This window comes from Serratia sp. NGAS9, assembly GCF_009905295.1.
Taxonomy (GTDB): Bacteria; Pseudomonadota; Gammaproteobacteria; order Enterobacterales; family Enterobacteriaceae; genus Serratia; species Serratia bockelmannii.
This window is the reverse complement of the sequence record NZ_CP047605.1, coordinates 4662482-4681369: the sequence shown is the minus strand read 5'-3', so window position 1 is coordinate 4681369 and position 18888 is coordinate 4662482. Positions and strand designations below refer to the sequence as shown.

The 18888-nt window shown below is 61.8% G+C and carries 19 protein-coding genes; 11 read left to right on the top strand and 8 right to left on the bottom strand.

Annotated features, from left to right (window positions below):
* Window positions 1-31: 31 nt before the first annotated feature.
* Together GUC32_RS22220 and malM are read left to right on the top strand one after the other, a co-directional pair.
* Complete coding sequence (locus tag GUC32_RS22220) at window positions 32-1321, top strand: maltoporin (RefSeq protein WP_025304461.1); 1290 nt, start codon at window positions 32-34, stop codon at window positions 1319-1321.
* Window positions 1322-1421: 100 nt separating this feature from the next.
* On the top strand, window positions 1422-2327 hold the full coding sequence (gene malM / locus GUC32_RS22215) for a maltose operon protein MalM (RefSeq protein WP_025304460.1): 906 nt from the start codon (window positions 1422-1424) through the stop codon (window positions 2325-2327).
* Between the two features lie 55 nt (window positions 2328-2382).
* Here malM and GUC32_RS22210 read toward each other — a convergent pair whose 3' ends face one another.
* From GUC32_RS22210 to GUC32_RS22200, 3 genes are read right to left on the bottom strand one after another with little or no spacing between them, the layout of a single operon-like run.
* A complete protein-coding gene (locus tag GUC32_RS22210) occupies window positions 2383-3366 on the bottom strand; it encodes a nucleoside hydrolase (RefSeq protein ID WP_025304459.1) in 984 nt (327 codons plus the stop codon).
* Between the two features lie 21 nt (window positions 3367-3387).
* A complete protein-coding gene (locus GUC32_RS22205; RefSeq protein WP_025304458.1) occupies window positions 3388-4389 on the bottom strand; it encodes a LacI family DNA-binding transcriptional regulator in 1002 nt (333 codons plus the stop codon).
* A gap of 24 nt (window positions 4390-4413) precedes the next feature.
* Complete coding sequence (locus tag GUC32_RS22200) at window positions 4414-5796, bottom strand: MFS transporter (protein ID WP_025304457.1); 1383 nt, start codon at window positions 5794-5796, stop codon at window positions 4414-4416.
* 392 nt (window positions 5797-6188) lie between these two features.
* On the opposite strand from GUC32_RS22200, the gene ubiC reads away from it, so the two are divergent.
* Together ubiC and ubiA are read left to right on the top strand one after the other, a co-directional pair.
* Complete coding sequence (gene ubiC / locus GUC32_RS22195; RefSeq protein WP_025304456.1) at window positions 6189-6704, top strand: chorismate lyase; 516 nt, start codon at window positions 6189-6191, stop codon at window positions 6702-6704.
* A gap of 17 nt (window positions 6705-6721) precedes the next feature.
* Window positions 6722-7594, top strand: a complete 873-nt coding sequence (ubiA, locus tag GUC32_RS22190; protein WP_369435437.1) for a 4-hydroxybenzoate octaprenyltransferase — start codon at window positions 6722-6724, stop codon at window positions 7592-7594.
* 66 nt (window positions 7595-7660) lie between these two features.
* Here ubiA and plsB read toward each other — a convergent pair whose 3' ends face one another.
* Entirely contained in the window at window positions 7661-10126 is a 2466-nt protein-coding gene (gene plsB / locus GUC32_RS22185) for a glycerol-3-phosphate 1-O-acyltransferase PlsB (RefSeq protein ID WP_060434712.1), read from the bottom strand.
* Window positions 10127-10274: 148 nt separating this feature from the next.
* Here plsB and GUC32_RS22180 point away from each other — a divergent pair, with 148 nt between their 5' ends.
* From GUC32_RS22180 to GUC32_RS22165, 4 genes are all read left to right on the top strand, one after another.
* Window positions 10275-10643 carry a diacylglycerol kinase gene (locus tag GUC32_RS22180; RefSeq protein WP_369435436.1) on the top strand — a complete coding sequence of 123 codons (369 nt, stop codon included), beginning with the start codon at window positions 10275-10277 and terminating at the stop codon, window positions 10641-10643.
* A gap of 102 nt (window positions 10644-10745) precedes the next feature.
* Complete coding sequence (gene lexA, locus GUC32_RS22175; RefSeq protein WP_025160136.1) at window positions 10746-11354, top strand: transcriptional repressor LexA; 609 nt, start codon at window positions 10746-10748, stop codon at window positions 11352-11354.
* Window positions 11355-11457: 103 nt separating this feature from the next.
* Complete coding sequence (dinF, locus tag GUC32_RS22170) at window positions 11458-12795, top strand: MATE family efflux transporter DinF (protein ID WP_369435435.1); 1338 nt, start codon at window positions 11458-11460, stop codon at window positions 12793-12795.
* A gap of 315 nt (window positions 12796-13110) precedes the next feature.
* Window positions 13111-13320 carry a CsbD family protein gene (locus tag GUC32_RS22165; RefSeq protein WP_004936743.1) on the top strand — a complete coding sequence of 70 codons (210 nt, stop codon included), beginning with the start codon at window positions 13111-13113 and terminating at the stop codon, window positions 13318-13320.
* 102 nt (window positions 13321-13422) lie between these two features.
* Here the strand turns inward: GUC32_RS22165 and zur are convergent, their stop codons facing one another.
* Window positions 13423-13935, bottom strand: coding sequence for a zinc uptake transcriptional repressor Zur (zur, locus tag GUC32_RS22160; protein WP_015379223.1), 513 nt, complete (start codon window positions 13933-13935; stop codon window positions 13423-13425).
* Between the two features lie 245 nt (window positions 13936-14180).
* Between zur and GUC32_RS22155 the strand changes: the two genes are divergently transcribed.
* Complete coding sequence (locus tag GUC32_RS22155) at window positions 14181-14753, top strand: sugar O-acetyltransferase (protein ID WP_049296288.1); 573 nt, start codon at window positions 14181-14183, stop codon at window positions 14751-14753.
* A gap of 4 nt (window positions 14754-14757) precedes the next feature.
* Here the strand turns inward: GUC32_RS22155 and GUC32_RS22150 are convergent, their stop codons facing one another.
* Together GUC32_RS22150 and GUC32_RS22145 are read right to left on the bottom strand one after the other, a co-directional pair.
* A complete protein-coding gene (locus tag GUC32_RS22150; protein WP_038629948.1) occupies window positions 14758-15303 on the bottom strand; it encodes an RNA polymerase sigma factor in 546 nt (181 codons plus the stop codon).
* A gap of 18 nt (window positions 15304-15321) precedes the next feature.
* Complete coding sequence (locus GUC32_RS22145) at window positions 15322-15855, bottom strand: tetratricopeptide repeat protein (RefSeq protein WP_060434710.1); 534 nt, start codon at window positions 15853-15855, stop codon at window positions 15322-15324.
* A 202-nt stretch (window positions 15856-16057) separates the two neighbouring features.
* Between GUC32_RS22145 and dusA the strand changes: the two genes are divergently transcribed.
* Window positions 16058-17068, top strand: coding sequence for a tRNA dihydrouridine(20/20a) synthase DusA (gene dusA / locus GUC32_RS22140; protein WP_369435434.1), 1011 nt, complete (start codon window positions 16058-16060; stop codon window positions 17066-17068).
* 157 nt (window positions 17069-17225) lie between these two features.
* Window positions 17226-17444: an envelope stress response protein PspG gene (gene pspG / locus GUC32_RS22135; protein WP_025304448.1), complete on the top strand. Its 219-nt coding sequence runs from the start codon at window positions 17226-17228 to the stop codon at window positions 17442-17444.
* A 300-nt stretch (window positions 17445-17744) separates the two neighbouring features.
* On the opposite strand, the gene GUC32_RS22130 is transcribed toward pspG, so the two are convergent.
* Complete coding sequence (locus GUC32_RS22130; protein WP_025304447.1) at window positions 17745-18728, bottom strand: quinone oxidoreductase; 984 nt, start codon at window positions 18726-18728, stop codon at window positions 17745-17747.
* Window positions 18729-18888: the final 160 nt, after the last annotated feature.

The following is an 18888-nucleotide window of genomic DNA, read 5'->3' as shown; positions in this document are numbered from 1 at the left end:
GCATCAAAGTCGGTATAACAGGAGAATAATGATGACTACTCTGCGCAAACTTCCTCTGGCACTGGCTGTCGCCGCCGGTGTTCTCTCTACTCAGGCGCTGGCCGTGGATTTCCACGGTTATGCCCGTTCCGGCATCGGCTGGACCGGCAGCGGCGGTGAGCAACAGTGCTTCAAGGCCACCGGCGCCGCGAGTAAATACCGTCTCGGCAACGAATGCGAAACCTACGCCGAACTGAAACTGGGGCAGGAAGTGTGGAAAGAAGGCGACAAGAGCTTCTATTTCGACACTAACCTGGCCTATTCGGTCTCGCAGCGTTCCGACTGGGAAGATGTGACCCCGGGCTTCCGCGAAGTCAACGTGCAGGGTAAAAACCTGATCGAGTGGCTGCCGGGCTCCACGCTGTGGGCCGGTAAGCGCTTCTATCAGCGTCATGACGTTCATATGATCGACTTCTACTACTGGGATATCTCCGGCCCGGGCGCCGGTCTGGAAAACATCGATCTGGGCTTCGGCAAGCTGTCCGCTGCCGTGACCCGCAACTCGGAGTCCGGCGGCTCTTACGGCTACCTGGATAACGAATGGAAACAGCGTCCAACCGTCAACGACACCTTCGACGTGCGCTTGGCCGGGCTGGAGCTGAACCCGGGCGGCACCCTGGAGCTGGGCGTGGACTACGGCCGCGCCAATGCGCAGGATAACTACCGCCTGGCCGACGGCGCCAGCAAAGACGGCTGGATGTTCACCGCCGAACACACGCAGAGTATCCTGAACGGTTACAACAAGTTCGTGCTGCAGTACGCCACCGACTCGATGACCTCGCAGAACAACGGCCGCAACGAAGGCGCCACCATTGATAACAACGGCAAGATGATCCGCGTGTTGGATCACGGCGCCATCGACTTCAACGATCAGTGGGCACTGATGTACGTCGCCATGTTCCAGGACATCGACCGCGACAACAACAACGGCACCACCTGGTACACCGTGGGCGTGCGCCCGATGTACAAATGGACGCCGATCATGAGCACCTTGCTGGAGGCGGGCTATGACAACGTCAAATCCCAGCGCACCGGCGATCGCAACGGCCAGTATAAAGTGACCCTGGCGCAGCAATGGCAGGCGGGCAACAGCATCTGGTCGCGTCCGGCCATCCGCCTGTTCGCCACCTACGCCAAGTGGGACGAGAAGTGGGGCTACGCCACCGGCGATGACACCGGGTATAACGCCGGCACCGCTTACAACGACACCAGCATGCATACCTTCAGCCGCGGCAAGGATGACGAAGTCACCTTCGGCGCCCAGATGGAAATTTGGTGGTAACGACGACAGGACGGGGAGGGCCGCCGGCTCTCCCCCAACCGCATTCGCCGCGGCCGGATCTCTTGCCTGATCCGCCGCGGTGCTGAAAGAGGATATAACGATGAAAAAGAATCTGCTGTCACTCTGCCTGTCGCTGGCGCTGACCGTCGGCGCGCCTCTGGCGGCCAACGCCGAGACGCCGGCTAACGTTTCCGTCGCGCCGGCCATCAGCGCCGCCACGCTGCAAAGCCTGCCGTGGCAGCCGCTGCAGCCGCCGGTGTCGCAAGAAGTGAAGCTCGACGCCGTCAGCCCGCAGCTCAATCAGGGCGAGATCCAGGGGGCGATCGCCGCCTATACGCTGCCGGCCGATCGCGGCTCGCTGGAAGTGACGCTGAGCAGCCTCGCTAAAAACAATTCGCTGTACGCGCCGAGCGTGCTGGTGCTGGACGAGCATCTGCGCCCGGCGGCGTATTACCCGAGCAGCTATTTCCCTTACCAGCCGCCGGGAGCAATGTCCTCCGATCGCCTCGAAGGCACGTTGAAACTGACGCCGGCGCTTGGTCAAAAACAGATTTACCTGCTGGTGTACACCACTCGGCAGGACTTGGCGAAAACCACGCAGTTGACCAATCCGGCCAAGGCCTATGCGCAGGGCGTGGGCAACGCGGTGCCGGATATCCCGGATCCAATCGCCGGCCACGCGACGAGCGGCACGCTGAAGCTCAAGGTGACCGCGGAACAGGGCACCGGCAACGTGATGATCGGTATGCTGCAGCCTGCGCCGACCGTGGCGCCGGTGGTGGTAGGATCAACCGCACCGGCCGCTGTGGCGGCGCCGGCACCGACCCCAGAGAAACCGGCGGAGCCGATGCTCAACGATACCGAAAGCTACTTCAATAATGGCATCAAGCAGGCGGTGAAGGCGGGCGATATCGACAAGGCGCTGAAACTGATGAATGAGGCCGAGAAGTTGGGCTCGACCACTGCGCGTAAAACGTTTATCAGCAGCGTTAAAGGCAAGGGGTAACACCCAGCGCTGCCGATGCTGGCTCGATGATTGGTGCGCCTTGGCGCACCTTTTTTCATCCGCGCGCCAGCGTTGCGCCGATCAACGCCAGTAGACGGGCGTTGTCCACCTGCTGCATGATGCGCACCGGCTTGCCCTGCGGCGGCGGCATGCCGACCGTCAGGCGTAGGCTGTCCGGCCGCCAACGGCGTGAGCTGCCGCGCGTCAACGCCCCTTCCAGCGCCACATCCACATGGAACATTTCGGTCGTGACCAACTGCGGTTCCAGCAGCCAGGCGATCACCAGCGCATCATGGATCCAGCAGCCCGGCAGGCGCCGCGTATGGCGCGAATAGTCGATCCACGGCTGCGTGGTGGCGCGCAAATAGCGGCACAGCGGCGTGTCCGGCTGCGTCAACGCGGCCAGATCCGCCTGGGTCAGCATGGTCTGGGTGGTGACGTCCAGCGGCGCCAGCGTGATAGCGGCGCCGCTGTTCAGCACCAGCCGTGCGGCTTCCGGATCCAGGCCGAAATTGGTGTCCTTGATGTATCCCTCGACGTTGAATACGCCACCCATGATTACGATCTCTTTCACCGCCTGCGCCATCTGCGGGTAAAGCTGCATGGCGTGCGCAACGTTGGTCAGCGGGCCGATCGCCGCCAGCGTTACCTCGCCGGGATGGCGGCAGATCAGCTCGCCGATGGCGATGGCGGCGTCCGGTGCGGGCGCGTTGGCGAGTGAGGGCGCGGGCAAGTCGCGCCACAGCGCTGCCAGCTTGGGATCGGCGATCGGGCGGTCCAGATGCGCGCGCCACGGCTCCGGCGGCTCACTCAGGGCGCGCGCCGCGCCGAGGGCGACCGGCACCTGGTAGCCGCTTTGCGCCAGCAGATCGGTGGCGACGGCGAAGCCCACTTCGCGCGGGGTGTTGCCGGCCACGATGCTGATCAGCTCCAGCTGCAGCTGCGGTTTGGCCGCCAGCGCCAGGGCCAGCGCCAGCCCGTCGTCGACGTTGGCGCCGGGGACGCCATTGCCGGGATCGCAATCAATGATTAAACGCATATAAGGTGTCCTGAAAACCCGCTAACAGCCGCATGAATGGCGGATGCGCAGTTGAAAAGCGAATTCATGCAGCTCGGCGGGCGCGGCACCGGCGGCCAGCATGGCGATGGCCCGCTTGGCCATGGCGTCGATCGGCTGCTCGACCGCGCTGAGCGGCGGCACGCTGAATTCGGATTGCTGCGTGCCGTTAAAACAAATCAGCGCCAGATCGTCCGGTGCGCGCAACCCATGCTCTGCCAGCGCCGACAGGCAGCCGAGCGCCTGCTGTTCGTTAGAGGTGAAAACGGCGCGTGGGCGTGGGCCTTGCACCAGGCACTGGGTGGCCTGGTAGCCGCCCTGGCGGGTGTAGGGCACCTCGAAAATCCACTCGTCGCGCGGCGCAATGCCCGCCTCCAGCAGCGCATCGCGCCAGCCGTTCAGGCGATCCTGCGCGTTGAGCATGGTCAGCGGGCCGATAAAAATGCCGATGTCGCGATAGCCGTGCTGCAGCAGATGGCGGGTCGCCTGGCAGGCGGCGTCGCGCTCGTCGACGCGGATGGCGCAGACGCCGGCCTGGCTGTCGATGGTGTCTATCATCACGCAGGGCGTGCCGGAGGCGCGGATCAGCTCGAACCACGGATGGCGATCGACGCTGGTGTACAGCAGGCCGTCGACCTGGCGGCGCAGCAGGTTGTTGATCAGCTCATACTCACGCTGCCGGTCATCGCCGGCGTCACCCAGCAGCAGCACGCGGCCGCGGCTGAAGGCCTCTTGCTGCAGCGCCCGCGCCAGCGTGGCGAAGAAAGGGTTGGAAATATCCGGCACCACCAGCCCGTAGGTTTGCGTGCTGCCGGAGGCCAATGCCCGCGCGATGTCGTTAGGCCGGTAGCCGGTCTGCTCGATCGCCGCCAGCACGCGCAGCCGGGTGGCTTCCGCCACCGGGCGCGGGCCGTTGTTGATCACATAGCTGACCACGGCGACGGAGGTGCCCGCTACGCGGGCCACGTCGGCGCGGGTAACGCGTCGCGCGGAGTGATTATCCAAATTGGGTTCCTGTTCGCCTTCTCGCTACGCGGCATCCTGCGGCAGGTTGAGATCGCGGCCGCGGGTTTCGGGAGCAAAGAAGGTGGTGATTAAGCCGATGGCCGCCATTACAACAAAATAGCAGGCGACAGGCCACCAGTGACCGAAACCGGACAGCAGCGCGGTGGCGATCAGCGGCGCGGTGCCGCCGGAGAGGATCGAACCGAGCTCCTTGGCGAACGCCATCTTGGAGTAGCGATTCTTCACGCCGAACAGTTCGACGCCGTAGGCCGCCTGCACGCCGAAGATCCCCAGCGATGCGATGCACATGCCGACCACGATCACCGAGATGACGATCGCCGGTTCACGGCTGTCGAGCAACCAGAACGCCGGGAAGGCGTACAGCACCAGCAGCAGGCAGAACCAGCGGTAGGTGATGCGGCGGCCGAAGCGATCGGACAGCCAGCCGGCCAGCGGGATCACCAGAAAACCGCACAGCGAGGCGATCAACACCGCCAGCGCCGGCACCGATTTATCGACCATCAGCACCTTGGCGACATAGCCGACGATAAAGCCCTGGCACAGGTAGGAAGGGCCGTTTTCGCCGATGCGCAGGCCGAGCATCACCCAGAACGCCTTGGTGCGCTGCAGGTAGCTGCGCGTATCCGGCGCGGCCTGGGCGGCGTCCAGCATGCGCTGGTGGTTTTGCTGTAGCTCGCGTTCGAAGACCGGCGTTTCCCGCACGTGGCGACGCAGGTACAGCGCCGCACCGGCGATCAGAATGCTGGCGAGGAACGGAATGCGCCAGCCCCAGCTCATCAGATCTTCCTTGTCCAGCTGCAGCACCAGCAGCCATACCAGCGACGCCAGCAGGGTGCCGCTGTTCGAGCCGATGGCGATGATCGACGCCACCAGCCCGCGCCGTTTGGCCGGCGCGTATTCCGCCAGCATCACCGCGCCGCCGGACAGTTCCGCACCGGCACCGAACCCCTGCGCGAAGCGCAGGATCACCAGGCAGGTGGGCGCCCAGACGCCGATTTGCGCATAGGACGGGATCAGACCGATCAATGTGGTGGAGAGGCCCATCAGCGCCACGGTGGTGATCAGCACCACGCGGCGGCCTTTGCGGTCGCCGATCCAGCCGAACACCAGCGCGCCGATCGGCCGCGCGACGAAGCCGACGGAGTAGGTGGCGAAACTGGCCAGCAGCGCCACCAGCGGCGTGGCTTCCGGGAAGAACACGTCGCCGAACACCATGCCGGCCGCCAGGCCGTACAGCGCGAAGTCGACGTATTCCATGGCGGTGCCGAGCCAGCAGGAGAAGGTGGCGCGCCAAAATTGGCTGCGCCCCTCTTTGGTTGCCAGGCGTTCATCGGCCGCCAGCGCGGCGTCGGCGGTCTGTGAAGGGGCAAGCGTTGTTTCGCTCATGGCAGTGCTATCCTCTTTTGTTCTGCGCCTGGAGGGGCGCGGTTAAAGATGGTTTCCCTGGTGCCGGCAACAAAGGTGTGCCGACAAATCATGTCGGACGCATGGCGATTCAACGCTGCCGTATCAGGGTATCTACGCGCGTAGATAACACAACGCGAGGAGGCTGAAACTTTGCGGGCGATCACAGAATCGTCAGCGCGCCGGGAAATGAAGATAGAGAAGGCGGATGGCAAAAAGATGACAGAACCCCGGTTTTTCCGGCCGATAGGCCTGCCGTTTTCGCCACGAATCAGCCTGCCGCTTTCGCATTTCTGCGCTACAATGGGGGCCTGTTAACAGTTTGTATCGTCTGGCGCGCCACACCGGCCGCGGTTCAGGCGAGGAGTAAAACAATGTCTGGCATCAGGGATTCCATCCTGCCGCCGCTGGAGTGGTTGTCCGAACAGGATCCTCCGGCGCCCGCCGCCGTCAGCGACTGGCTGATGGAGTTAGGCTCCATGACCCGCCGATTTGAACGCCATTGCGCCCAGGTGCGCGTTGAACCGCAGCGCGAATGCTTCGTCACGCGCGAGGCGCTGGGCGACGAGGCGAACCACCTGCCCGACAGCCCGCGCTACTGGCTGCGCGAAGTGGTGCTGCTGGGCGACGACCAGCCCTGGCTGCTGGGGCGCACGGTGATCCCGGAACATACGCTGACCGGCCCCGACCAGGCGCTGGTGGATCTGGGGACGCTGCCGCTGGGGCGCTACCTGTTCAGCAGCGGCGAGCTGACGCGCGACTATATCCATATCGGCCGGCAGGATGCGCTGTGGGCGCGTCGTTCACGGCTGCGGTTGGCGGGCAAGCCGCTGCTGCTGACCGAACTGTTTTTACCGGCTTCACCGCTGTATTCAGCGGTCCCCGCATAAGAGAGGAGAGCAAGACGTTGGAGGGAAGTGTGACTCAAAGTAAATGGCGGGCTTACAGCCATTTGATGCGCATTGATAAACCGATCGGCACGCTGTTGCTGTTGTGGCCGACGCTGTGGGCGCTGTGGCTGGCCGGGAAAGGCGTGCCGCCGCTGTCGATTCTGGTGGTGTTCGTGCTCGGCGTGTTCCTGATGCGCGCCGCCGGCTGCGTAGTGAATGACTACGCCGATCGCGCGGTGGACGGCTACGTAAAGCGCACCGCCGGGCGGCCGATGCCGAGCGGCCGGGTGAGCGCGAAAGAGGCCAAGGTGCTGTTCGTGGTGCTGGTGCTGATTTCGTTCTGCCTGGTGTTGACGCTGAATGCGATGACCATCTGGCTGTCGCTGGCGGCGCTGGCGCTGGCCTGGGTGTATCCGTTTATGAAGCGGGTGACCAACCTGCCGCAGTTCGTGCTGGGCGCCGCGTTCGGCTGGGGCATTCCGATGGGCTATGCGGCGGTCAGCGAATCGCTGCCGCTCAGCTGCTGGCTGCTGCTGCTGGCGAACATCTGCTGGACGGTGGCCTATGACACGCTGTATGCGATGGTCGATCGCGACGATGATCTGAAAATAGGCATCAAGTCCACCGCTATCCTGTTCGGGCGTTATGACAAGCTGATCGTCGGGCTGTTGCAGTTCGTGACGCTGTTGCTGCTGGTGTGGGTCGGTTATCTGGCGCAGCTCGGCGGCGCGTTTTACTGGTCGCTGTTGCTGGCGGGCGCGCTGTTCATTCACCAGCAGAAGCAGATTGCCGGGCGCGAGCGCGAAGCCTGCTTCAAGGCCTTCCTGCAGAACAATTATGTCGGGCTGGTGGTATTTATCGGCATCGCGCTGAGCTATCTGCCGGCGTAACGGTTTCCTGCAGCAAGAAAAAAGGCACCTCTCGGGGTGCCTTTTGTGTTTCTGCGCCGGGCGAAATCACTCGTCTTGCTCTTCTCCCGCATCGGTTTGCGGCAGGATGGTGGTCTCTTCCGGCATGTTGACGCTTTCGATGGTCAGCTTGATTTCCGGCGTGATCAGATCGCTCAGCATGTTGTACACCTCGAGGGTGTGCTCGCGGATCGCATCGCCGCTGTCGTTGATATAGCCTTCTTCGCGCAGCGTCGCCACCAGGGTGGAGAATACCGCCTTGTCGAAGAACTCCGGCGCGTTGATGCCGTGCAGCACCGACAGACGCTGCGCCATGATGCGGCTCTCTTTCTCCAGCGCGCCGCGGTTGATGCTCGGGTTGGCGCTGAGGATCGACATGGTGATGGCGTAGCGTTGCAGGGTTTCGCGCACCCCGGCGGCCAGCAGCTGCAGCGGGCGAATGCGCGCCGGGTTCAGCACCAGCTCGTCGCCTTTGTCGCAGATAAGCTGTTGGCGGATCAGCTCGTCGATCATCGGCCGCAGCACGTCCGGCAGCTGCTCCTTGTCGTTATGCAGGAACAGCTCGGCTTTCAGCATCGGGTAAATCATGCCAATCTGGCGCAGCAGTTCGGCGCGCGATACCCGGCGATGATGCATGACGATGCTGGCGATCAGCGACGGCAACACCAGCAGGTGGTGGATGTTGTTGCGGTAATAGGTCATCAGCACCGCCTGCTCGCGCGGCAGGATGATGATGTCGCCGATGTTGTCCTTTTCCACCTCGAACTTGTTCATGTTCAGCGCGTGATCCAGCAGCTCGTCGGGCGTCTGCGATGGTACGGTGACGTCATGGGCGTAAGGCGCGTTGCGCATCAGCTGCAGGTAGCACTCGAGCTGCTCGAGCAATTGTTCGCGGGTCAGCGAACGCTGGCGCGAGGCCAGCAGCGCGGTGGAACACAGGTTCATGGCGTTGGCCGCGGCGGCGTTGTTGATGCGCACCATGATCTGGCCGGCGAGATCGTTGACCGTCGGCGTCAGCCAGCTTGGGCGCTGAGCTTCGATCGGATCGATCGACTCGCGCCACTGCGGCACGTGCTGGTTGAGGTAAGCTGTCAACGGCAGCGGTTCGCCGAAGTTGACGTAACCCTGGCCCAGGTTACGCAGCTTGCGCAGGCCGCGCAGCATCTGCAGCAGGCTCTCTTTTTCCTTGGTGGCGCCGCGCAGCTCTTTGGCGTAGGTACCCACTTCCATCACGTGCTCGTAGCCGATGTAGATCGGCACCAGCGTGATCGGACGGGTGCCGCCGCGCAGCATCGCCTGGATGGTCATCGACAGGGTGCCGGTCTTCGGCTCCAGCAAGCGCCCGGTGCGGGAGCGGCCGCCTTCCACGAAGTATTCCACCGAGTAACCGCGGGTGAACAGCTCGCCGAGGTATTCGCGGAACACCGTCGAGTAAAGCTTGTTGCCCTTGAAGGTGCGGCGGATGAAGAACGCGCCCAGGCGACGGAAGATCGGGCCGGCCGGCCAGAAGTTGAGGTTGATGCCCGCGGCGATGTGCGGCGGCACCAGGCCCTGGTGATACAGCACGTAGGACAGCAGCAGATAGTCCATGTGGCTGCGGTGGCAGGGCACGTAGACGATCTCGTGGCCGTCCTGCGCCAGCTGGCGCACGCGCTCGGCGTTGGTGACGTTGATGCCCTGATACAGCCGGTTCCAGGTCCAGCTCAGCACGCGGTCGGACAGACGCACGGTTTCGTAGGAGAAATCGGCGGCGATCTCTTCCATCAGCGCGATGGCGTTCTGCTGGGCCTTCTCGTGCGAGATCTTCTTGCTGCGCGCTTCGTCCTCGACCGCTTTTTCGATCGCTTTGGACGCCAACAGCTTGTTGAACAGGTCCTGACGGGCCGGCAGGCTCGGGCCTACCGCGGCCAGGCGCTGACGCGAGAAGTGCATGCGCGCCACGCGCGCCAGTTTCTGCGCGATGGTTTTATCCGTGCCGTGCTCGGTGGCCATGCGGCGCAGCGAAACGGTGTTGGAGAAACGCACGAAGCTGTCGCGGCCGAGCCACAGTACGGCGAAGAATTTCTGCACGCCGTTCAACAGACGCAGGTGTGGCGTGCCGTGACCTTCGCGGCCCGGCGAACGGCCGAACATGACCGAAACCGGCAGCATCTGAATGTCGAGATCCGGATTGCTGCGATGCAGATCCAGATAGTCGTGGAACAGCTTTACCGACTCTTCTTTCGGGGTGTAGTAGCGGAACACGCGCGGGCCGTCGTGAATGAACACGTAGCTCGGCAGCACGGTGCCGTCGATCTCCAGCGCGTTGAGCGGATCGGGCAGATCCTGCGCCAGGCACTGGGTGCGCAGCGTCAGCAAATCCGCCTTGGAATTGTAAGGTAAAACATACAAAATCGGCCGTGAGGGATCCAACCCTAGCTCGGTAACCGGATCTGAAGGGATGACCTTACTTCTTACCAACAATTTAAGTGGTAAATTCAATATTTTATAATAAATTTTACGCCAACCTGACATAACAACGTGAAGCCTCTTGTTAGCAATGCGCCGCAAGCATACCAGAAACCGGGTAGCAGATCTGTGGTGTTCGAAAACCGAGAGCCGTCAGCGCGGACTGTTCTAGACTCTTTTTATTATGACCGACCTCTGAGAAAGGCACGAAAACATGGCAAACCAAGCAACCGGATTGACCCGCATCATCAAGGCCGCCGGCTATTCTTATAAAGGGCTTTCCGCCGCCTGGCAACACGAGGCGGCGTTCCGCCAGGAACTGGTGGTGATCCTCCTGGCTATCATACTGGCTGTCTGGCTGGACGTGGGTGCGATAGCGCGCATTTTATTGATCGGATCGGTGGCGCTGGTGATGATCGTCGAGATCCTGAACAGCGCGATCGAGGCGGTGGTGGATCGCATCGGCAGCGAACACCATGAGCTGTCCGGGCGGGCCAAGGACATGGGATCGGCGGCGGTGTCGCTGGCGATCGTGCTGGCGCTGTTCGTTTGGGGTACGGTCTTGTGGCAGCATTTTGGCTGACGAAAGTCGCCTACTGACTGATTTTTATTTATTCTTCGGTTCCCAATCCGCGCTTACCTGTATATACTCACAGCAAGACTGTATAAACAAACAGGGGGCGGAATGAAAGCACTAACTACCAGACAGCAAGAGGTCTACGATCTGATTCGCGATCATATTTCGCAAACGGGCATGCCGCCAACGCGTGCCGAGATCGCGATGCGTCTGGGGTTCCGTTCGCCTAACGCCGCCGAAGAGCACCTGAAGGCGCTGGCACGCAAAGGCGTGATCGAAATCGTCTCCGGTGCGTCGCGCGGTATCCGCCTGTTGATGGAAGAAGAAGAAGGGTTGCCGCTGATCGGTCGCGTCGCCGCCGGCGAACCGCTGCTGGCGCAGCAGCACATCGAAGGGCACTACCAGGTGGATCCTTCCCTGTTTAAACCGAGCGCCGATTTCCTGTTGCGGGTGAACGGCATGTCGATGCGCGACATCGGCATTCTGGACGGCGATCTGCTGGCGGTGCACAAAACGCAAGACGTGCGCAACGGCCAGGTCGTGGTCGCGCGCATCGAAGACGAAGTGACGGTCAAGCGCTTGAAAAAGCACGGTAACGTGGTTGAGCTGCTGCCGGAGAACAATGAATTCCAACCGATCGTGGTCGATCTGCGCCAGCAGAATTTCACGATCGAAGGGCTGGCGGTCGGCGTGATCCGCAACGGCGACTGGATTTAATCGCCGCGCCATCACCGCCGCTCCCTGTATCAATCGCCCCTGTTTTGGGGCGTTTTTGTTTCTGACTTCGCCCTTCGTCACTCTGTCACAGGAACATCCCATCATGCGCCTGATTTCCGCCTTCACCAGCGACACCGATAAAGCCCTGTGGCGCCTCGCCCTGCCGATGATTTTCTCCAATATCACCGTGCCGCTGCTCGGGCTGGTGGACACCGCGGTGATCGGCCACCTCGACAGCCCGATCTATTTGGGAGGCGTGGCGATCGGCGCGGTGGCGACCAGCTTCCTGTTCATGCTGCTGCTGTTCCTGCGCATGAGCACCACCGGCCTCGCGGCGCAGGCGCTGGGAGCGAAAAACCCGCAGGCGCTGGCGCGCGCCTTTATGCAACCGCTGCTGCTGGCGCTGTTGGCCGGGGGGGCGATCGTCCTGTTGCGCTACCCGCTGATCGAACTGGCGCTGCGGATCGTCGGCGGCGATGGCGAGGTGCTGGAGCAGGCGCGGCGTTTTCTTGAGATCCGCTGGTTGAGCGCGCCGGCGGCGCTGGCCAACCTGGTGCTGCTGGGCTGGCTGCTCGGCGTGCAGTACGTGCGTGCGCCGGTGATCCTGCTGATCGTCGGCAACCTGCTGAACATCGTGCTGGATATCTGGCTGGTGATGGGCCTGGGCTGGAACGTACGAGGGGCGGCGGCGGCCACCGCCATCGCCGAATATGCCACGCTATTGCTCGGCCTGTGGCTGGCGTGGCGAGTGATGCGTCTGCGCGGTATTACCCTGGCGATGCTGCGTCAGGCCTGGCGTGGCGATCTGCGCCGCCTGCTGGCGCTCAATCGCGACATCATGTTGCGCTCATTGCTGCTGCAGCTGTGTTTTGCGTCGCTGACCATTTTCGGCGCTCGCCTGGGGAGCGATGTGGTGGCGGTTAACGCGGTGTTGATGAACCTGCTGACGTTTACCGCCTATGCGCTCGACGGCTTCGCTTATGCGGTGGAGGCCCATTCCGGCCACGCCTACGGCGCCCGGGACGGCAGCCAACTGCGTAAGGTGTGGCACGCGGCCTGCAGGCAGGCTGGGCTGGTCGCGTTGGCTTTCGGCCTGGCGTATGCCGTTACCGGCCAGCAGATCGTGGCGGCGTTGACCTCCTTGCCGGAGCTGCGCGCGTTGGCCGCCCACTATTTACCGTGGCAGGTTATTCTGCCGCTGGTCGGGGTGTGGTGCTATTTGCTGGACGGCATGTTTATCGGTGCCACGCGCGGCGCCGAGATGCGTAACAGTATGGCGGTGGCCGCGGCAGGATATGGTCTGACGCTGTTCAGCGTGCCGCTGCTAGGCAACCACGGGCTCTGGCTGGCGCTGGCGGTGTTTCTGACGTTGCGTGGCGTGGCGCTGGGTTGGATTTGGCACCGTCATCAGGTGCGCGGCAGCTGGTTTGCTACACGTTAGACCGGACGCTTTGTTGGGTTAATTATTAATTTATCTTATGTTTTTATTCATGTTTGCTTACATGTTTCCAGCCTGAATATTTCCGGTTTAGTTCGTTGTTTGTTAGCGTTTTTTGTGTTTATTTTTCTTTTTAATGGTTTTTTATTCTGATGTTTGGCTTTTTTATTTCCATGTTTAACTAGAATGAATCATGTGGCTGGTGAATGAAGGGGAGCGGTGCTTCTTAAGGTGAAGGGAGTATCAACCAGAAAAATTTCTGTTTAACCCCGGCCGGCGACAGGGATCACTGATTCACCACAGGTTAACGGAGAGACTATGAATAAAGATCAAGCCGACGGTAACTGGAAGCAGCTGAAAGGCAAAGTGAAGGAAAAATGGGGCAAGCTGACCGATGACGATCTGACGGTCATCGAAGGGAAACGCGAACAGCTAGTCGGTAAAATCCAGGAGCGCTACGGTTACCAGAAAGAGGCGGCCGAGAAAGAGGTGAAAGCCTGGGAAGATCACACCAAACACCGCTGGTAACACGCAGGGCCGCCACTGACGGCGGCCGGCAACAGCGCAGGCCGGCGTCGCTCCATCCTCTGGCGCCCCGGCTGCAGGTACAGGGAAGTACCTGACTTCGTCTTACTTCTTCTTGATGGCGATGCTGTGATCGTGTTCGGCGCAGTCATGCTTGCTGTCACAAGCCTCAACTTCAACGCAACCGGCGCACAGACCGTGCGCTTCCACCACGCTGTGCCGCAGCGCAAATCCGGCTTCCTGCGCCAGCTTCTGCAGCGTTTCCTCCACGCCTTCGGTGGTGCGTTCGGTCACCTGGCCGCAGCGGTCGCAGATAAACAGCGCGGACGTATGCATCGGCTGTTCGAAATGGTGGCACAGCACGTAGCTGTTGGCCGATTCCACTCTATGGATAAACCCTTGCTCCAGCAGAAAATCCAGCGCGCGGTAGACCGTCGGCGGCTTGGCCTGCGGTTCGGCGACGCGCAGCAGATCGAGCAGGTCATATGCGCTGATTGCACCGGGTTGCTGAGTCATCAGACGCAGCACTTCCAGCCGTTGCGGCGTCAATCGCACATTGCGTTGCTGGCAGAGGCGTTCAGCCTGCGCCAGCAGCTTTTCCTGGGTGGTTGAGTTCATCGCAAATATCCCGGTACGTAAAAAAGCCGATTTTACCATGATTACGGCGAATCGCCGAGAGTTGCCCCCTTTTCCCCTGAGGATAGCGCAAGGAAAAGCGCGCCGATCGCGCGAAAAGAGAGTTGCATCACAACTTTTCCCCGCCGTCGGGCGGCAAATCAACGTTGCCGGTTTTAGCGCTGGAGAGCGGGGGACGAGAGCGGTATAACGCCTTTCACCCGCGTGATGAGCAGGAGCCCTGTGTGATGACGGAAAGAGAGAAGCTGTTAGGCGGCCTGGAGTACAACAGCCGCGATGAAGAACTGATCGCCCTGTACCATCGAGCGAGGGCGTTGACCAAAAGCCTGGGGGCGCTGGACTCGCATCAGGCGGACGAGAAAAACCGCCTACTCGGTGAGCTGTTCGGTGCTTGGGGTGAGGCGAGCTGGATTGAAACGCCATTCTGGTGTGACTACGGGCAGCATGTCCGCATCGGTAAAAACTGTTTTATCAACGTCAACGCGGTGTTCCTCGACTGCAATACCATCACCATCGGCGACAACACGCTGATCGGCCCCAACGTGCAAATCTATACGCCGAGCCACCCGCTGAAGGCCGCAGAGCGCTTCACCGGCGATCCGGATTTCCCTTTCCGCACCTCGGCGCAGCCGGTGTCCATTGGCAACAACGTCTGGATCGGCGGCAACGTAGTGATCCTGCCGGGAGTGACCATCGGCGACGGCACGACCATCGGCGCGGGCAGCATCGTCACCGGCGACATCCCGGCCAACGTGCTGGCGCTGGGGCAGCCATGCCGGGTTATCCGCTCGTTGGAATAGGGCGTTATCGACGAGCAGGAGGCAAGGGGGCGGGATGGCTCTCTTTGCGGTGCGGGCCGTCGTTTGCCAACGGGCGGTCATCGGCCAACGCCAAGCGTGCGGCCGCCAGGCGGCTCATGACGGTGCCGATTGGCACCGCCAGCACTTTCGCGGCCTCCCGATAGGATAGCCCTTCGATATACACCAGAAACAGCGCGTTGCGCTGAGCCGCCGGCAGCCGGCTGACGCGTCGCATCACTTCATGGAGCCAGACCGGCTGTTCACCGTTGTCCGCATCGCCCAGCTCTTCCGCCGCCATGCAGCCTTGCCCCTGGCGAAGATGTTGGGCGCGAACTTCATTGAGCCAGATGGAGTGCAGGATGGAAAACAACCAGCGATCCAGGTGCGAACCGGGAGTGAATTGCGCAGCGCGCTCCAGCGCACGCAGGCAGGTCGCCTGCACCAGATCGTCGGCGATATCCCGCCGGTGCGAAAGCACCAGCGCATAGCGCCACAGGCGGGAGAGATAGTGGCCGAGTTCATCGCGTATCGCATCGCCGCTGATAGTCACCTCCGCAGGCGCGTCGGATCAAGATTCCGGGTGGCGGTCGATGGCCGCCGCCAAATCGCGGTACTCCTCGCATTTGGTGCCGCACAGCGACTGGATCACCTGCAGCTGCTGGCGCGCCAGATCGGGTCGGCCTTTCAGCATGTAGGCTTCCCCCAGGTACTCGCGCACTTTAGGGTATTTCGGATCGAGAGCTACTGATTTTAAATAATAGCCGATACCCTCATCGGTGCGGCCAAGTTTGCGCGTGGCGTAGCCGCGATAGTTCAGCGCAACGGCGGTGTTGGGATCTTTCAGCGTGTTGAGCATATCGAGCGCTTCCTGATAGCGGCCGCTTTTCGCCAGCGCATAGGCGTAGTTAGTGCGGTCGACGTCGTCGACCTTGCCGCTTTTATCCACCATGCAGGTCTGAGTTTTGCTGTCGTAGACCTGGCCTTTCGGGCAGGTCGGCGGGGTTTGGCTGCTGCCGTCGCCGCCCATCGCCAGCGCCGCGCCGGAAAACAGCAGGCAGCCGGCAATGGCCGATGCCAGCAGGCGTTTAATGAAGCTGTTCATGGTTGTGTCCTCAAGGCAGAGGCGCCGTGCGCGCCCGTAATGAGATAACACCTGAACGAGTGGGTTTATTCGCCTTGTCTCCGCTTATTTTTGCCGGTGGCAAGCGGGTTTTCCCAACGGCGCTGATTGTCGTTATAATAGCCGTTTGCGGCCGCGCGCCGTTCGTTGAACCCAGACAGACTCAGGTAGCCAGTAACTCAGCATGACGAAAGACAACCACGCCCCAACCTACGCCGCCAATCGTTTCTCCATCGCGCCGATGCTCGACTGGACCGATCGTCATTGCCGTTACTTCCACCGCCTCTTGACCAAGGAAACGCTCCTGTACACCGAAATGGTGACCACCGGCGCGATCATCCACGGCAAGGGCGACTATCTGGCCTACAGCGAAGAAGAGCATCCGGTGGCGCTGCAGCTGGGCGGCAGCGATCCGGCCGCGCTGGCGCATTGCGCCAAGCTGGCGGAGCAGCGCGGTTATGACGAGATTAACCTCAACGTCGGCTGCCCGTCCGATCGCGTGCAAAACGGCATGTTCGGCGCCTGCCTGATGGGCCAGGCGGCGCTGGTCGCCGACTGCATCAAGGCAATGCGCGACGTGGTGTCGATACCGGTGACGGTGAAGACCCGCATCGGCATCGACGATCAGGACAGCTACGCCTTCCTGTGCGACTTTATCCAGACCGTCGCCGGGCGCGGCGAGTGCGACATGTTCACTGTCCACGCTCGCAAAGCCTGGCTCTCCGGCCTCAGCCCGAAAGAGAACCGCGAAGTGCCGCCGCTGGACTACCCGCGCGTTTATCAGCTGAAGCGGGATTTCCCGGCGCTGACCATCGCCATTAACGGCGGGGTGAAAACGCTGGAAGAGGCGCGGCAGCATCTGCAGCATCTGGACGGTGTGATGATGGGGCGCGAGGCGTATCAGAATCCGGGTATCCTGGCGCGGGTCGACAGCGAACTGTTCGGCGCGCAGACCGCGGTGCCGGACAGCGTGGCGATCGTCGAAGCGCTGTATCCGTATATCGAGCGCGAGCTGTCCAACGGCACCTATCTCGGCCACATCACCCGTCACATCCTCGGTTTGTTCCAGGGCGTGCCGGGCGCGCGCCAGTGGCGTCGCCACCTGAGCGAGAACGCCCACAAGCCGGGCGCCGATGCGCGGGTGGTGGAGCAGGCGCTGGCGCTGGTGCGTCAGCCGCGCGTCGAAATGGCGTAACCCACCAAAAATTTGACCAACAGTTAGTCTTTTTCGCCAGGTATTCGGTACGTTACCGGATGCCTGTCCTATTTTTTCAATAGGTTAGCCCCTCCGCCATTCTGGCACGCTTCTTGTAATCCACTCTGCAGATACGTTGTATTGCAAAGGAGCAATCATGTTGGAAATCTTCTTTCTCATTGGCTTTGTGGTGATGCTGATGGTGACCGGCATCTCGCTGCTGGGGATCTTCGCCGCGTTGTTGGTGGCGGCGGCGTTCATGCTGTTGGGCGGGTTGTTCGCGGTGGTGATTAAGCTGCTGCCGTGGCTAATTTTGGCGGTGGTCGGGGTATGGATTTACCGTTCGATGCAGAAACCGCAGGCCAGGCGTTACTGATTTTTTGCTGAATAATCAGTCAGTCGCGATGAAACTTGCATAACTGCCCGCCACGCTAATGCGGCAGCGATCACAGCTTGGCAGTTTTACCCGGCGATGTGGCACATAAAGCGTGTTTTTTGCCGCACGGGGCTGTTAGGATGTGGGGCGATGCAGTGATGCGACCGATTTCATCACCGTGAGAGACAACCAAAATTCGTGTTGCTGAAGCAACCCCCTGTCTCTGGCGGACTCTGCTCTACCCCTACAAAACGCAGTAACAGAAAGGGCTCCGTAAGGAGCCCTTTTCTTTTGCCGCGATCAGGGGATCAGCAGGCTGGAGCCACTGGTGCTGCGGCTTTCCAGCACCTGGTGCGCCCGCTGGGCGTCGGCCAGCGCGAATTTCTGCTCGTCTTTCACTTCTACCCGAATGGCGCCGCTGCCGATCAGGGAGAACAGCTCGTTGCTGGCGTACTGCAGCTCGGCGCGGTTGGTGATATAGCCGTTGAGGGAAGGGCGGGTGACGTACAGCGAGCCCTTCTGATTCAGCAGCGCCAGATCGACGCCGGTCACCGGGCCTGAGGCGTTGCCGAAGCTGACCATCAGGCCGCGACGCTTCAGGCTGTCGAGCGAGGCCAGCCAGGTGCTTTTACCCACCGAATCGTACACCACGCCGACCTTCTCGCCCTGCGTCAGCTCGGCCACCCGCTGGGCGATATCCTCTTTGTGGTAGTTGATGGTGGCCCAGGCGCCGGCCTGTTTCGCCAGCGCGGCCTTCTCGTCGGAACCGACGCTGCCGATCAGGCGCGCACCCAGCGCTTTCGCCCACTGGCAGGCGATCAGCCCGACGCCGCCGGACGCGGCATGGAACAGGAACACTTCACCCGGTTGCACGTCATAGGTCTGGCGCAGCAGGTAGTATACCGTCAGCCCTTTGAGGAAAGAGGCTGCACCCTGTTCAAAGCTAAGGTTGCCCGGCAGCAGCGCCACGCGTTCTGCCGAGACGTTGTGGATCTCGCTGTAGGCGCCGAGCGCCGATTGTGCATACACCACCCGGTCACCCGGTTTGAGGACGCTGACCCCGGCGCCGACCTTGGTCACCACGCCGGCCGCTTCGGTGCCGAGGCCGCTCGGCAGGCTGGCCGGCGCGTACAGTCCGCTGCGCACATAGGTGTCGATGTAGTTGATGCCGATCGCCTTGTTCTCGATCTGCACTTCGCCGGCAGCCGGATCGAGCGGTGTAAAATCAACGTATTGCAAGACTTCCGGCCCGCCGGTGGCGGAGAATTGAATGCGCTTGGCCATGTTCTACCCTCATTTGGTTATCTGAATTCACCCTATGCCTTTTGGCTGCGGAGATCTAGCCTGCCCGTGCGCCGGCCTGTGGCAATTATGCGGCGGAATCGTGCGGAAAAATCACGTATACTCTTGCGTCAGCAGCTTCACCCTCATTCGCAACCGGATA

Excerpts from the sequence above, each read along its gene's own strand:
- dusA (WP_369435434.1), top strand. The coding sequence starts at position 16,058 with ATGACGAAAGACAACCACGCCCCAACCTACGCCGCCAATCGTTTCTCC.
- pspG (WP_025304448.1), top strand. The coding sequence starts at position 17,226 with ATGTTGGAAATCTTCTTTCTCATTGGCTTTGTGGTGATGCTGATGGTG.
- ubiC (WP_025304456.1), top strand. The coding sequence starts at position 6,189 with ATGTCTGGCATCAGGGATTCCATCCTGCCGCCGCTGGAGTGGTTGTCC.
- malM (WP_025304460.1), top strand. The coding sequence starts at position 1,422 with ATGAAAAAGAATCTGCTGTCACTCTGCCTGTCGCTGGCGCTGACCGTC.
- GUC32_RS22165 (WP_004936743.1), top strand. The coding sequence starts at position 13,111 with ATGAATAAAGATCAAGCCGACGGTAACTGGAAGCAGCTGAAAGGCAAA.
- GUC32_RS22220 (WP_025304461.1), top strand. The coding sequence starts at position 32 with ATGACTACTCTGCGCAAACTTCCTCTGGCACTGGCTGTCGCCGCCGGT.
- GUC32_RS22130 (WP_025304447.1), bottom strand. The coding sequence starts at position 18,728 with ATGGCCAAGCGCATTCAATTCTCCGCCACCGGCGGGCCGGAAGTCTTG.
- GUC32_RS22200 (WP_025304457.1), bottom strand. The coding sequence starts at position 5,796 with ATGAGCGAAACAACGCTTGCCCCTTCACAGACCGCCGACGCCGCGCTG.
- zur (WP_015379223.1), bottom strand. The coding sequence starts at position 13,935 with ATGAACTCAACCACCCAGGAAAAGCTGCTGGCGCAGGCTGAACGCCTC.
- dinF (WP_369435435.1), top strand. The coding sequence starts at position 11,458 with ATGCGCCTGATTTCCGCCTTCACCAGCGACACCGATAAAGCCCTGTGG.
- GUC32_RS22145 (WP_060434710.1), bottom strand. The coding sequence starts at position 15,855 with ATGAACAGCTTCATTAAACGCCTGCTGGCATCGGCCATTGCCGGCTGC.
- GUC32_RS22155 (WP_049296288.1), top strand. The coding sequence starts at position 14,181 with ATGACGGAAAGAGAGAAGCTGTTAGGCGGCCTGGAGTACAACAGCCGC.
- GUC32_RS22210 (WP_025304459.1), bottom strand. The coding sequence starts at position 3,366 with ATGCGTTTAATCATTGATTGCGATCCCGGCAATGGCGTCCCCGGCGCC.
- lexA (WP_025160136.1), top strand. The coding sequence starts at position 10,746 with ATGAAAGCACTAACTACCAGACAGCAAGAGGTCTACGATCTGATTCGC.
- GUC32_RS22180 (WP_369435436.1), top strand. The coding sequence starts at position 10,275 with ATGGCAAACCAAGCAACCGGATTGACCCGCATCATCAAGGCCGCCGGC.
- plsB (WP_060434712.1), bottom strand. The coding sequence starts at position 10,126 with ATGTCAGGTTGGCGTAAAATTTATTATAAAATATTGAATTTACCACTT.